At 73.7% G+C, this 13363-nt stretch carries 11 protein-coding genes; 6 read left to right on the plus strand and 5 right to left on the minus strand.

Annotated features, from left to right (window positions below):
• Positions 1-52: 52 nt before the first annotated feature.
• The 4 genes from ACWGL3_RS25410 to ACWGL3_RS25425 form a co-directional block, all read right to left on the minus strand.
• Positions 53-703 carry a class II aldolase/adducin family protein gene (locus tag ACWGL3_RS25410; protein ID WP_267948521.1) on the minus strand — a complete coding sequence of 217 codons (651 nt, stop codon included), beginning with the start codon at positions 701-703 and terminating at the stop codon, positions 53-55.
• Positions 700-1938: a 3-oxo-tetronate kinase gene (otnK, locus tag ACWGL3_RS25415; RefSeq protein ID WP_452461870.1), complete on the minus strand. Its 1239-nt coding sequence runs from the start codon at positions 1936-1938 to the stop codon at positions 700-702. Before otnK ends, ACWGL3_RS25410 begins: the two co-directional genes overlap by 4 nt.
• A gap of 100 nt (positions 1939-2038) precedes the next feature.
• Complete coding sequence (locus tag ACWGL3_RS25420) at positions 2039-3427, minus strand: GntP family permease (protein ID WP_267948519.1); 1389 nt, start codon at positions 3425-3427, stop codon at positions 2039-2041.
• A gap of 18 nt (positions 3428-3445) precedes the next feature.
• Complete coding sequence (locus ACWGL3_RS25425; RefSeq protein ID WP_267948518.1) at positions 3446-4813, minus strand: homoserine dehydrogenase; 1368 nt, start codon at positions 4811-4813, stop codon at positions 3446-3448.
• A 167-nt stretch (positions 4814-4980) separates the two neighbouring features.
• Between ACWGL3_RS25425 and ACWGL3_RS25430 the strand changes: the two genes are divergently transcribed.
• Positions 4981-5820: a DeoR/GlpR family DNA-binding transcription regulator gene (locus tag ACWGL3_RS25430; RefSeq protein ID WP_267948517.1), complete on the plus strand. Its 840-nt coding sequence runs from the start codon at positions 4981-4983 to the stop codon at positions 5818-5820.
• Positions 5821-5978: 158 nt separating this feature from the next.
• Here the strand turns inward: ACWGL3_RS25430 and ACWGL3_RS25435 are convergent, their stop codons facing one another.
• Positions 5979-7058 (minus strand): RNA ligase (ATP), encoded by a 1080-nt coding sequence (locus ACWGL3_RS25435; RefSeq protein WP_452461871.1) that lies wholly within the window; start codon positions 7056-7058, stop codon positions 5979-5981.
• A 459-nt stretch (positions 7059-7517) separates the two neighbouring features.
• Between ACWGL3_RS25435 and ACWGL3_RS25440 the strand changes: the two genes are divergently transcribed.
• The 5 genes from ACWGL3_RS25440 to ACWGL3_RS25460 all read left to right on the plus strand — a co-directional run bounded on the left by ACWGL3_RS25440 (position 7518) and on the right by ACWGL3_RS25460 (position 13306).
• A complete protein-coding gene (locus tag ACWGL3_RS25440; RefSeq protein WP_267948515.1) occupies positions 7518-8795 on the plus strand; it encodes an MFS transporter in 1278 nt (425 codons plus the stop codon).
• Positions 8796-8872: 77 nt separating this feature from the next.
• Positions 8873-10207: a preATP grasp domain-containing protein gene (locus ACWGL3_RS25445; protein ID WP_452461872.1), complete on the plus strand. Its 1335-nt coding sequence runs from the start codon at positions 8873-8875 to the stop codon at positions 10205-10207.
• Between the two features lie 82 nt (positions 10208-10289).
• Positions 10290-11426 carry a glycine amidinotransferase gene (locus ACWGL3_RS25450; RefSeq protein ID WP_267948513.1) on the plus strand — a complete coding sequence of 379 codons (1137 nt, stop codon included), beginning with the start codon at positions 10290-10292 and terminating at the stop codon, positions 11424-11426.
• A 108-nt stretch (positions 11427-11534) separates the two neighbouring features.
• A complete protein-coding gene (locus ACWGL3_RS25455; RefSeq protein ID WP_267948512.1) occupies positions 11535-12530 on the plus strand; it encodes an ABC transporter substrate-binding protein in 996 nt (331 codons plus the stop codon).
• Between the two features lie 227 nt (positions 12531-12757).
• Positions 12758-13306 (plus strand): M23 family metallopeptidase, encoded by a 549-nt coding sequence (locus ACWGL3_RS25460; protein WP_267948511.1) that lies wholly within the window; start codon positions 12758-12760, stop codon positions 13304-13306.
• Positions 13307-13363 lie beyond the last annotated feature (57 nt).

Below are 13363 nucleotides of genomic sequence, written 5' to 3' on the forward strand. Positions count from 1 at the left end.
CCGTGCGGTCGGCCCCGGCCCGGGCCGTGCCCTCACCCCCGCGGAGGACGGGTCACAGGTCCCACGCGGTCCCGTAGCGCTCCGTCAGCTCGCGCACGTCCTCCGCCGAGAGCACGGAGAACCCGCCTCCCCGCAGCGAGACGACGATGCGCGAGGCCTCCTCCAGTTCCACGGCCCCGTCCAGGGCGGCCGCCGGGTCGGCCGCCGCCATGAGCGAACCGTGGTTGGCGAGGAGGGCGGCGCGGAAGGACCCGGGCAGGTCGGCGAGGTTGCGGGCGAGCCGCTCGCTGCCCGGAGCCGCGTACGGCACCAGGGGCGCCTGGCCGACACGCATCACCAGGTAGGGCGTGACGGGCGGCAGCGCCGACGAGGCCGACCAGGCGGGCAGGCACGAGGCCGCGGTCGCGTGGGGCGAGTGCAGGTGGACGACGGACCCGGCGCCCTCGACCCGCCGGTACATCGCCAGGTGGAGCGGGTACTCCTTGGAGGGCGGCGGGCCGGAGACGTGCTCCCCCTCCGGGCCCAGGACGGACAGGCCGTCGGGGTCCAGGTCCCGGAGGGACACCCCGGTGGGGCTCATCAGGGTGTGGTCCCCGGCGCGCACGGACACGTTGCCCGACGCGCCGGGGCTCAGCCCGAGGTCGACGGCGCGGCGTCCCGCCCGGCACAGCTCCCGCGCGGCCTCGCGTGGTGTGCGGTTCACAGGCCCCCCTCCCAGGCGCGGACGAAGAGGTCCTCGCGGCCGAAGTTCCCGGACTTGAGCATGAGGTGGATGTCCTCGCCGTCCCGGCGCCCGCGCATCCACGCGACGCCGGGGTCGATCTCGGGGCCGAGCGCGAGCGCGCCCACGCCGAGGCGCTGCACGACGGCTCCGCTGGTCTCGCCGCCCGCCACGAGGAGCGCCCGCGTCCCCGCGGCCACCAGGCGCTCGGCGGTCTCGGCCAGCGCCTCCTCGATGAGCGGGGCGTCCGCGGTGTCCACGACGTCCTCGGGGGAGGCGGTCGCGTACACGACGAAGGGGGCGTCCGCGGCCTCCAGCGCGGCGGACACCGCGGCGGACACGGCCGCCTCGAAGTCCTCCCGCAGGTCGGCGGGGCGCAGCTGCCGCCCCCCGCCGACCGCGAGCGCGTGGCGGACCTGGCCCTGGGTGGCCCGCGAGGCGCTGCCGGAGAGCACGACGCGCGGCCCCCCGGGCAGGGCGACCGGCGTGCGCGCGAGCGTCCGGGGACCCCTGAGCCCCTGGGCGAGGGCGCTGCCGCCGGTCAGCAGGCGCAGGTCCTCCGTCGCCCGGGCGAGGGTGGCGAGGTCCGCGTCGGTGAGCGCGTCGACGACCACGAACCGGGCCCCGGCGCGGCCCGCGCGCGCGATGGCCTCGCGCACCGCCTCGTCGCCCCGGGCGACGGTCGGCCACGGCACCAGGGCGACGTCGTCCTCGCCACCGCTGACCTGGGGTGCGAGCAGGCGCAGGAGGTTCGAGTCGGTCATGGGCGTGAGGGGGTGGTGGCGCATCGGGGACTCGTCGAGGGGCTCGTCCCCCACGAACAGGTGGCCGCGGTAGACGGTGCGCCCGTTGGCGGGGAAGGCCGGCGCGACCACGGTGACGGTCTCGCCGAGGGCTTCGAGGACGGCCTCGGCCACCGGGCCGATGTTGCCCGCCGGCGTGGAGTCGAAGGTCGAGCAGTACTTGAGGTAGAAGCGCTCGCAGCCCGCCCGCCGCAGCCTCGCGAGGGCGTCCAGCGAGGCGGCGACCGCCTCGCCGGCGGGCATGGTGCGCGACTTCAGGGCGACGACGACGGCGTCGGCCCCGTCCGCGGCCCCGTCGCCGTCGGGGGCGTCGGAGCCCAGCACGACGGCGGTCCGGTATCCGGCGGACGTGAGGGCGATAGCGACGTCGGTCGCTCCGGTGAGGTCGTCGGCGATCGCGCCGAGGGTCGCCATGGGTTCTCCTGTGGTCGGGTCGGATGGGCGGGGCCGGTCCCGGGCCCGCGGCCCGCGGGCCGTGGGCGCGGGGACCGGCCGCGCGTGGGGTGCGAGCGGTCTAGACGACGCCGGTCGCGATCATGATGTTGAGGACGGCGAACCCGGTGAGGCCGGAGATGACCGAGGCCACCCCGATCGAGCGGATCCCCTGGCCCACCGTCATGTTGGACAGCGTCGTGGTCACCCAGAAGCCCGAGGAGTTCGCGTGCTTCATGAGCTGGGCCCCGGTCGCGCAGGCCAGGTACACCACGATCGGTTCGAGTCCGAGCGCGGGCAGCAGGGGCTGCATGATGGCCGCCGAGGTCATGACGCCGAGGATGTTGGAACCGGTGATGGTGCACACCGCGGCGGCGATGAGGAACGGGATGATGACCGGGGACATCCCGGTGCTCTCGATGCTCGTCGCGATGTTCTCCGCGACGCCCGTCTCCCGGATGATGGTGGCGAGGGCGCCGCCGACGCCGGTCAGTGCCAGGGGCATGGCGGCGATCCTCAGCCCGGCCTCGAACAGGTCGTTCAGGGTGGACTTGTCGCGCCAGCGCCCGCGGAACAGCGGCAGGGCCAGCAGGCAGGCGAGGAACAGCGCCATCGTCGGCTCGCCGGCGAAGAGCACGGTGTCGGTGAACCACGCCCCCTCGGGGAGCGCGGGGCCGGCCAGGGAGGCGAAGACGATGAGGACGATGGGCGCCAGGATGGGCACCAGGGAGCCGAACAGGCCGACCGTGTGCGGCGCGGCCTCCTCGGCGGCCCCGTCCGCGTTCCCGGAGCCGGCGCCGGCGGACGCGGGCGCGTCGGGGCCGCCGACCAGGTGCTCGACGAACTCCGGCTTCGGCGGCACGTGCGTCTTGATCCGCGACAGGTAGATCGTCGCGGCGACCACGCCGGGGACGCCCACCATCAGTCCGTAGAGGATGGCGTCGCCCATGCCGACCTCGAGCAGGGCCGCGGAGGCGAGCGGTCCGGGGCCCGGAGGGACCACCGAGGTCATGACGTAGGCGCCGATGTACAGGATCGGGCCGAGCTTCATCATCGAGATGCCCGTGCGGTAGGCGAGGGCGGAGACGATGGGGATGAGCATGACGACGGCGGTGTCGGCGATGAGGGGGATGCCGAGGACGGTCGAGGCGAGCGCGATCGCCCAGGGCACCTTGTTCCTGGAGAACAGGCTGAGCGCGGATTCGGTGATCTTCAGGGCGGCGCCGCTCAGTTCGAGCATCTTGCCGAGGACGCAGCCGAAGATGATCAGCAGGCCGACGCTGGCGAGGGTGTTCCCGAAGCCGGTCGTGATGAGCTCGACGGTCCCGGTGCCGCCCATGCCCAGGACGAGCCCCAGCGCCACGACCACGATGAACAGCGTGGCCACGGGGTGGACCTTGAACCGCGCGATGAACAGCACGAGGACGACGATGGCGGCGAGGAACGCCAGCAGGGTATAGATGTCCGACATGTCACTGGGTCCTAACGGTCACAGGTGGGTGCGTGTGTGACGCCAGGCGTCCAGGAGGGATTCGGCGGGGTCGGCCAGGTCGCCGAGGCGTACCAGCTCCCCGGCGGCGACGTCCCGGGCCAGAGTGGCGTGGGCGGCCAGGTACAGCGGGGCCACGTCGTCGGGGGCGCTCGCGGCGTCCAGCAGGACGGGGGCCACGCCCCGGACGTCGTGGTGGTGCCCGCCCATGTCGAGGCGGGTCCCCCGGGGGAGGTCCTCCCCGGCCCGGCCCGCGAGGACCGCGTGCGGGGCGGGAGGGCGCGAGGTCACCGCGCGTCGGCGGTCGACCGCGTCGAGCAGGCTCAGGGGCGTCTCGACGCCCATGAGGTGGTAGGGCAGGTAGAGGCAGGCGTAGCGTCCCGAGCGGGAGACCACGTGCCCCTTCTGGGCGAGCAGGTCCCAGGAGACGGGGTCCCCGGTGCGGACGACCACGAACACCCCTCCGGCGAAGGAGGCCTCCTCCGGGAGGCGGAGCACGCTGAAGACGTCCACGGCGCCGGACCGGGAGAGGATGCCCCCGTCCTCGGCGAGGGAGTAGACGTCGGCGAGCTCGGCGACGCGGGCGACCGGGTAGTGCAGTGCCTCCACGTCCGGGACGAGGCCGGTGTGGTTGGCGACGACGCCCATCTCGCAGTAGTCGGCGGCGGCCGAGCGCTTGAGCGCCCCGACGGCCCGGGCGCGGGCGGCGAGCGTGGCGGGCACGTCCTCCCCCAGGGTCAGCAGGCCGGCCAGCTCCGGGGCGTCGACCTCCTGGTCGAGCTGGCGGACGCGCCCCGTCGAGGGGTCGAACACCAGGTCGTACTCGCCGGACTTGCCGATCGCGACGACGTCGAGCCCGAGGACGCGTGCGCGCTCGTACCACTCGATGAGGTTCGCGGGCTGGTCCCCGATCCCCGGCGTGTACACGACGCCCTTCGCCCGGGCCTCGTCGGCGAGGGCGACCCCGGCCACCGAGTCGACCTCCTTGGAGACCATGACCACGTGGCGGCCGGTCCCGATGGCGGTCCGCGCGGCCGCCGCACCCGCCTCGGGGCTGCCGGTGGCCTCGACGAGCACGTCGTAGCCGGCCCCCGCGAGGAGGGCCGCGTCGGCGACGACGGCGATCTGCCCGCCGGTCAGCGCGGACACCTCGTCGGGGCCGGTGCACACCTTGAGGTCCTCGGGCGCGTAACCGAGCTCGGCGCACAGCGCGACCGTTCCCTCGGCGTCCAGGTCGCACAGGACCGAGGGGCGCAGGCGGTCCATCCGCAGCGTCTGGGCGAGCAGTGTCCGGGCGAAGCCGCCCCGCGCCCCGGTGAGGGCGTAGCGCACGGGTGGCGGTGTGGCGGTGGCGTCGGTGCCTTGCATGGTTTCTCCTTCTTCCGCCTCTGAGCGGCGCGTATACGACGAAGCCGCGGCGGCGACCCGCCATGTTTAACACTTACGGAACATATGAGTCAACAATTTTCACGCTTGGGATCATCTGGTAACTATCGGTACCATGGTTCCTCTGGGTGACCCCCCGAAGGAGGACGATGATTCCGGCGCAACGGCGTGACATGCTCCTGCGAGAGCTGCGAGGCACGGGAGTGCTGAGCGTGAAGGAGCTGTGCGACATCCTCGACGTCTCGCACATGACGGTGCGCCGCGACATCACGACGCTGGAGGAGGAGGGGCGGGTACGCTCCGTGCCCGGCGGCGTCGAGCTGGCCTCCCAGGTGCGCTCGGAGCCGTCCTACCGCGACAAGTCGCGCGTGGACGTGGACGAGAAGCGGGCGATGGCCCGTGCCGCGGCCTCCCTCGTGAGCGAGGGGCAGACCGTCTACCTGGACGCGGGCACGACCCTGGGGCACCTCGTGCCGTCGCTGTGGAGCGTCACCGGCCTCACCGTCATCACGAACGACATCACCACCGCGGCCTCCCTCACCGACCACCCCGACGTGACGCTCTTCCTCATCGGAGGGCAGGTCGACCGCGAGAACCGCTCCTCCGTCGGTGACATCGCGGCGGCCACCATCGCCGAGTTCAACATCGACGTCGCCTTCGTATCGACGAGCTCCTGGGACCTCGGCAGGGGGTCGACCACACCGTCGCGGGCGAAGGTGGCGGTCAAGCGCGCGGCCATGGCCGCGGCCTCGTCGTCGGTGCTCGTGGCGGGCGCGGACAAGTACGGCGCGTTCGGCACCTTCAAGGTCGCCGCGCTCACGAGCTTCGCGTCGGTGATCACCGACGACCGGCTCTCCGAGGCGTCCGTGCGCGCGATCCGGGACCTGGGGGTCGACCTGGAGGTCGTGACGCCCCGGGGGGAGGCGGTCGGGGACGCGGAGCCCGCCCCCGGCGCGGAGGAGGCGCCGGCCCCGACGGCCTCCGCCTGACCTCCCCGGGGGCGGACGCGGGGGCCGCCCGGGCAGGACGGCCCACCCCGGGCCGACGGCGCTCCACGCGCCCCGCGCGGCGGCGTGGTCCGGCGCGTCCTCCGGCTCCGCGACCGCGCCCGGACGCACGGAACAGGGCCGCGGGAGCCCCCGCCCGGCTACTCGTACTCCGTGCCGCCCTTGCGCGTGAGGTAGGCCTCGGACACGAACTTCGCGATCGCCCTCCCTCCCAGGACCCCGGACGCGCGTTCGCGCGCCGGACGGACGACGACCCCCTCCCGCATGTGCAGCCCCGAGCCGCTCCAGGTCTCCGCCCCCTGCGCGACCGCCGTGAGCGCGGCCTCGTCGTAGGGGCCGTCGTGGAGCACGGGCACGGCGGGCAGGCCCACCGCGTCCAGGACCCCGGGCAGGTCGACCGCGTCGATCCAGGTGCGGGCGCCGCCGATGTCGAGCGCGATGTCGAACACCGCGTAACCGGGGCGCGCGCCGCGGCCGGACTCGCCGTAGACGAGGTCCTGGACCCCCGCCCCGAAGACCTCTCCGAACACGCCCACCCTGGCCGCGCCGAACCGGTCGGCCACCTCGCGCGCCGCCTCCGGGACCCCGTGGGCGGCCACCGCCCTCCAGTACAGGTTGTCGTCGGCGGGCGCCAACGCGAAGTTGCGCGACCCGTGGCCCTTGGAGGAGACGAACTCCTCCCCCGTCCCCGCGACCAGGGTGAAGAGGCACGCGGTGCCGTGGATCTTCTCCGTCGCCACGACCCGCTCCCCCGGCTCGAAGGCGTCGGGGTAGCGCTTGGCGTTCTCCACCTCGATCCACCGCATCAGGTCGGGCGCGGCCACGAGCTCCCCGCTCATGTGCAGGGGCACCTCCGGCACCCACTTGGTGATGCCCAGGTCCGCCGCGAAGTCCGTCCCCTCGCCGTGCGCCGAGGCCAGGTCCACGCCGGCCAGCCGTCCGGGCCGGCAGACGATGCCCTGCGACAGCTCCCCCCGCAGGCGGACGGCCTTCACCCTGTTGCGCCCGGAACCCGCGAGCCTGCCCGTGAGCCCCAGTTCACCGATGAGGTCGTCGGGCAGCAGGGCGTTCTCGGGGATGTACACCGCCCAGTCCCCGGTCCGGTACGCCCCCTTCGCGACGACCGCCCGGAACAGGCCGACCTGGGCCAGCTCCAGCGCGTCGGCGTCGGGGTGCGGGTGGATCGTGAGGCGCTCGGCGGTGACCCGCAGGGTGGACATGCTGTTCCTCCGTGGTGGTGGGGCGCCCTCGGACGGCGCCCCCGCGACCGGTTCACCATGCCCGGTCCGCCGACGGGCCGACAACGCCTTTTCGGGACGGCCCGGCGGCGCTTGTCACCGCACCGGCCCGCGACCTGGCCCTTCGGCGTCGCAATTGGCAGGAAAAATGATCATTCGCCACCCACCGGGCCACCTGGAAAAAAAGGACCCTTGTCAGGGGGTGCGGGGGGACTTATATTCTTCACGTCGCACCACCGGCGCGACTTCCGGGAATCCCAGGGAGGACGACACCATGAAGATGCCCTACTAGGACACGCCTTCTTCCTCCGCGAATACGCGGAATGAGCGACTGCCCGGGCCGGGCGGCATTCCATCTCCGCCGCCCGGCCCCTTTCGGCGCGAAGAGCGCGGTGGAGCGCCCGAGGAACGCGCGGCTCGAAGAGGAATCGGAGGACACCCGTGAAGTCCCTCGTGGCGCGCGCGGTCAAGGGCTCCCCCTACTGGCCCGTGCTCACCCATCCGCTCCTGCGGCGCGTCCTCCCCGGCATCGGCGTGTCCGCGCTCGGCGGCGGGATGAGCTCCCTCGCCGTGAGCTGGCTCGCCATGGAGCTGGCCCCGGCCGACCACCGCGCCGCCTGGGTGGCCGCCGCCGTCGCGGCGTACACCCTGCCCGGAGCGGTGGGCGCCTTCCTCCTCGGCGGTCTGCTGAACGGTCGCAGCGGCGCCCAGCTGGCCGGCTGGGACGCCCTCCTCCGCGCCGGAGCGCTGGCGCTGATCCCGCTGGTCCACGTGCTGGGCTCGCTGGACATCCTGCTCTACGTCGCCCTGCTCGGCCTGTCCTCGGTGCTGAGCGCGTGGGGCAAGGCCGGCCGCTACACGATGCTCTCCGAGCTCCTGGACAAGAAGGACCACCTCGCCGGGAACTCCGTCGTCAACGTGATGCTGGAGCTGTCCACGGTCGTCGGGCCGCTCCTCGCCGCGATCGTCATCGACAGGGGAGGGCCCGAGTACGTCCTGGCCCTCGTCGCGCTCTCCTTCGCCGTCCTCGCCGCGACCTACCGGTTCGCGATCCCCCGGGGCTCCGGGCAGGACGGGGTCAGGGCGGGCGCGTCGCGCTCGGAGGGCTTCAGGGCCATCGGCCGCGACCCCGGCCTCCTCGGCCTGCTGGCGCTCTCGTTCGGCTTCTTCCTCTTCTTCGGCCCGTCGAGCGTGGCGATCCCCCTGTACGTGGTGGAGGACCTCCAGGCCTCGGCGGCCACCCTCGCGGGCTTCTACACGGCCTTCGGCATCGGCGCCGTCACGGGAGCGCTGCTCACCGGCTACCTGCGCGACCTGCCGCTGATGCCGACCACGATCTGCATCGTCCTGGGCTTCGGCCTCGCGCTGGTCCCGCTGGGCCTCGGCCTGCCCGTGGCCGTCTCCTGGATCTCCTTCGGCGTGTGCGGGCTCTTCTGGGGACCGTTCCCCTCGACCACGACGGCGCTCTTCCAGAACTCCGCGCCCGCGGCCGCGCTTCCGCAGGTCCTGGCTGCGCGCGGCGCGGTCACCGGGGTCGCCGTCCCCCTCGGAGCCATGGCGGGGGCCCCGATCGTCCTCGCGGTCGGCGCGCAGGGCACACTGCTCGCCTCCGCGGTGTGCCTGACCGCCCTCGGCGCGGCCGCCCTGCTTTTCCGGTTGGTTCCGCGGCGTTCCGTAAAGCGTTCCCCCGAAGAGGCGGGACAGGATATGCGTCCCTGACCCGGACGTCCGATCGCGCTTTCCGCCGGGCCCGCCCTTTCCCGGCCCGGAAACGCCCCCCGGAAGAGGAGAATTCCATGACCGCAATGATCATTGTCAACGTCCCCGAGGAAATGGTCGGCGACATCGGCAGGATTCCCGTGGAGAAGAGGCGGGCCTTCGGCCTCGGCGCGCAGCGCATGCTGTGGTACGCCGAGAACGGGGACGTCCTGGTCCTGCCCTCGCCGCCGAGCACGGACTTCATGGACTACGTGACCGGGCTGACCGGCACCCGCGCCTCGACCCTGCGGTTCGTCATCCCCCCTCCCGGCCGCTTCGGGCCCGACATCCTCACCGCCGACCGGCTGGTCGACCCGGTCTTCCTCCGGGACCTGGGCAAGGCCCTGGCGGACCGGCCGGTCGACCGGATCACCTGCACCTACAGCGACCTCGCCGTGACGGCCATGGCGTCGGCGGTCGGCGTCGAGGACGCCCTGCCGGGGCACGCCTTCAGCGCCCAGGGCGGGGACGCGCTCGTCAACAGCAAGGCGGTCTTCCGCGCCGTGGCCGCGGGGAACGGGATCCCCATCGCTCCCGGCGTGATCACCGACAGGCCCGACCACGCGGAGGGCACGATCGAGTCCCTGCTGGCCGACGGGGCCGCCGTGATGGTCAAGCAGCAGTTCGCCGGCGGGGGCCTGGGGAACGAGATCCTCAGCCGTGCCGAGGGGGTCCGTGCGGCGGGCGCGGGCAGCGTCGTCGTCCTGGCGGACCGGGACGCCGTCCGGCGCTACGTCAGCGACCGGTGGGAGTGGCTCACGGGACACAAGGGGCACAGCCTGATCATCGAGCGCTACTTCCCCGACTCCACGACGGTGTACGCGGAGTTCGTCGCCGACGACGACGGCTGCGTGCTCCGCGGGGCCGGGGAGATCCTGATGGAGCCCGTGGCCACCGGCGAGGTGATCCCGCCCCAGTCGGTCGGACCCGAGGAGGTCGCGGAACTGGTCGAGACCGGCCGGCGCGCGTGCGAGCCCTTCCGGCTGATGGGGTACCGGGGGACGCTGTGCGCCGACGCCATCCGGACCCCCGGGGGCGATCTCGTCTTCACCGAGGTCAACGGCAGGCTCACGGCCTCCTCCCACCTGCACGTCAACCTGATCGACAGGGTCGTCGGCCGCGACCGCCGCGACGACCGCGTGTTCCTGGAGCGCGGGGGCCGGTGGGCGGTCCCCTCCTTCGCGGAGGCGCTCAGCCGGCTCGCCGGGTCCGGGCTCGGCTACGACCCGCACTCGGGACTGGGGGTGGTCGTCACCGCCGACTACACGCCGGTCACGGGCCGGGTGACCTACTGCGCCGTCGCCGAGAACCTGGACGCCGCGCGCGCCCTGGAGGAGCGCGTCGCGAACCTGTTGAGCGACCCGACGGCCTGAGGACCGCGGAACCGACGCCCTCGCGGTACCGGCCCCGGCGGCCGGGCCCCGCGGACGAGAGCCCCGCCCCCGGAAGGAACACATGAGCACTGGAACCGCGGACGCGCCGACGGAGCGTCCGGCACCGCCTCCCCCGCCGGCCGGCGGGCCGAGGCCCGCCCTGCCGGCCGTCCACTCGTGGGACGAGTTCACCAGGCTGAGGGAGGTGGTCGTCGGCGACGCGACCCATTCCCGGGTCCCCCCGCTGTCGGACCCGTCGGCCTGGCTCAACTGCTACCCGGAGCTGACCCCCGCCGAGCTGCGCGGCATCGGCGCGGGGCTCTTCCCCCGGCACGTCATCGAGGAGTCGAACGAGGACCTCGCCGTCCTGGCCGACACGCTGCGCGGCCTCGGTGTCACCGTCCACCAGCCGCCCGCGGTCGACCACGGCGTGGAGTACGGAGGGCCGGGCTGGCGGACGACCGGCCGCAGCTCCTACTGCCCGCGGGACCTCACCCTCGTCGTGGGGTCCGCCCTCATCGAGAGCCCCAGCCCCATGCGGGCCCGCTACTTCGAGGCCTTCGGCTGGCGCCCCCTGTTCCAGGACTACCTCCTGCGGGGCGCCCACTGGATCTGCGCCCCGCGGCCCCGGCTCGACGACTCCCTGTTCGGGACCGACGAGGACGGCTTCCCCGTGCTGGGCGAGGCGGAGCCCGCGTTCGAGGCGGCGAACTGCCTCAGGCTCGGCCGCGACGTCTTCTACCAGGTCTCCCGCAGCGGCAACGAACTCGGGCTGCGCTGGCTGGAATCGACCCTGGGGCTGCTCGGCGACGTGCGGGTGCACCCGCTGCGCGGCGTCTACGAGGGCACCCACATCGACAGCACCGTCTGCCTGCTGCGTCCCGGCCTGGTGCTGCTCAACCCCGAGCGCATCGGCCCGGACACCGTGCCCGAGCCCCTGAAGGGGTGGGACGTGCTGTGGTGTCCGCCCATGACGGGCGGCCCGACCGCGGTCCCGCACACGCTCAGCACCCCCTGGGTCGGCATGAACCTCCTGATGGTGGACGAGGGGACGGCGATCGTGGACGGCGACCAGACCGAGCTCGTCCGCCTCCTGGAGGGACGCGGCATCACGGTGGTCCCGCTCCGCCTCCGGCACTCCCGGGTCCTGGGCGGCGGGTTCCACTGCGTCACCCTCGACACGGTGCGCGAGGGGGGCCCGGAGGACTACCTGGGATGAGCGGCCGTGCGCGGACCCCCCGGGCGGCCGGGGAGGATCCGCGCACCGCCCCCCGCACACCGGGACTCTTGAGGATAGGCTCGCCTAACCCGAACCGAACGGAGTCCCATGTCCCCCGGTCCCGCGCCGCGCGCCCTCGTGTGCGCCTCGCTCTCCCTCGTCCTCCTCTCCGCCTGCGGGGCCGGCGACGGCTCCCCCGAGCCCGAAGCCGCTCCCGCGTCCGACACGGGGGCCTTCCCCGTGACGGTCGACCACGAGTTCGGCTCCACGACCGTCGAGGAGGCGCCCGAGCGGATCGTCACCCTCGGGGTCACCGACGCCGACGCCGTCCTCGCCCTCGGCGCCGTCCCGGTGGGCAACACGGGCTTCTCCTTCTTCGAGACCGGCCTCGGGCCCTGGACCGACGACCTGGTCGGGGACGCCGAGCTGACGCACATCGCGTCCGACTCCGAGCCCAACATCGAGCAGGTCGCGAACCTCGCCCCCGACCTCATCGTCGGCGTCTCCGCGGGGTTCGACCGGGCCGTCTACGAGGACCTGTCGCAGATCGCCCCCGTCGTCGCCCGCCCGGCCGGCGTCGCCGCCTACACCGTGCCCCGGGACGAGGCCACGGAGCTCATCGCCACCGCGCTCGGCCGGCCCGAGGAGGGTGCCGCCCTCAACGAGGCCACCGACGAGCTCCTGGCCGAGACGCGCGCCGCGCACCCGGAGTTCGAGGGACGCGTCGGCGCCGCGGTCCTGCCCTTCGACGGCAAGTACGGCGCCTACCTGCCCGGGGACGCGCGCGGGCAGTTCCTCGCCTCCCTCGGCTTCGGCCTCCCGGAGCCCGTGACGGAGCAGGACACGGGTGAGAGCTTCTTCGTCGAGCTCTCCCCGGAACGGGTGGACATGCTCGACGGGGACCTGCTGCTGGTCTTCGGCGACGACGAGTCCTTCGACATCACCGAGGGCTCCACCGCCTTCGACTCGCTCGACGTGGTGCGCGACGACGCGGTCGTCACGACGTCGCTCGACCAGAGGGGGGCGGTCACCTACAACTCGGTCCTGTCCATCCCCTACGCGGTCCGGACCCTGGTCCCGCGCCTCTCGGACGCCCTGGCCTGACGCCCCCGGCCCCGCCGCGGGGCCGGGGCCCCGCGTCCCCCCGGCCCGTCGGCCCGCGCCGCCCGGCGGGGGGTCGCCCCCGGCCACGGCGGCGGGGAGCGCCCCGGCGGGGGCGGGAGCGACCGCAGCGGTTTCTTTCCGTACGGGGACACGAATCGAAACTTCCCTACGGGGTATCTGTTCCTCTGGCATCTCGCAGCCCCCGCTGTGCAAGGAAAGGACCCCCCGTGAAGACCCCCCGCTTCCTGACGACCCTCAAGAGGCTCGGCGCCGCCGTGGCCGCCGGAGCGCTCCTGACCGTGCTCGCCCCGGTCGGCGCCGCGGCCGACGACCTGGCCGTCACCGCCGTCAACCTGCGCACCCCGTTCGACTGCGGCCAGGTCTGGAACGCCAACACCCGCAGCAACCACAACCCCCAGCTGGCCGTGGACTTCCAACGCGGCAACGCCCAGGGGCAGAACGTCCGCTCCAGCGCGTCGGGCACCGTGACCACGGTCGCCGACCGCGGCAGCACCAGCTACGGCAAGTACATCGTGGTCAGCCACGGCAGCGGCATCACCACCCTCTACGCGCACCTGAGCTCCCAGTCGGTCTCGGTCGGCGACAGCGTCGGCACCGGCACCGTGATCGGCCGGGTCGGCAGCACCGGCGGCTCGACCGGCCCGCACCTGCACTACGAGCAGCGGGTCAACGGCACCGTGGTCCGGGCCGTGCTCAACGGTGTGCGCATCGCCTACTACGGCAACACCACCATCACCAGCAGCACCGGCTGCTGACGCCTCCCGGGCGCCCGACCCGCGCCCTCGCGGTGCGGGCCCGCGGCTCCGCTGGCC

The sequence above is a fragment of the Nocardiopsis sp. NPDC055824 genome (genome assembly GCF_053616335.1).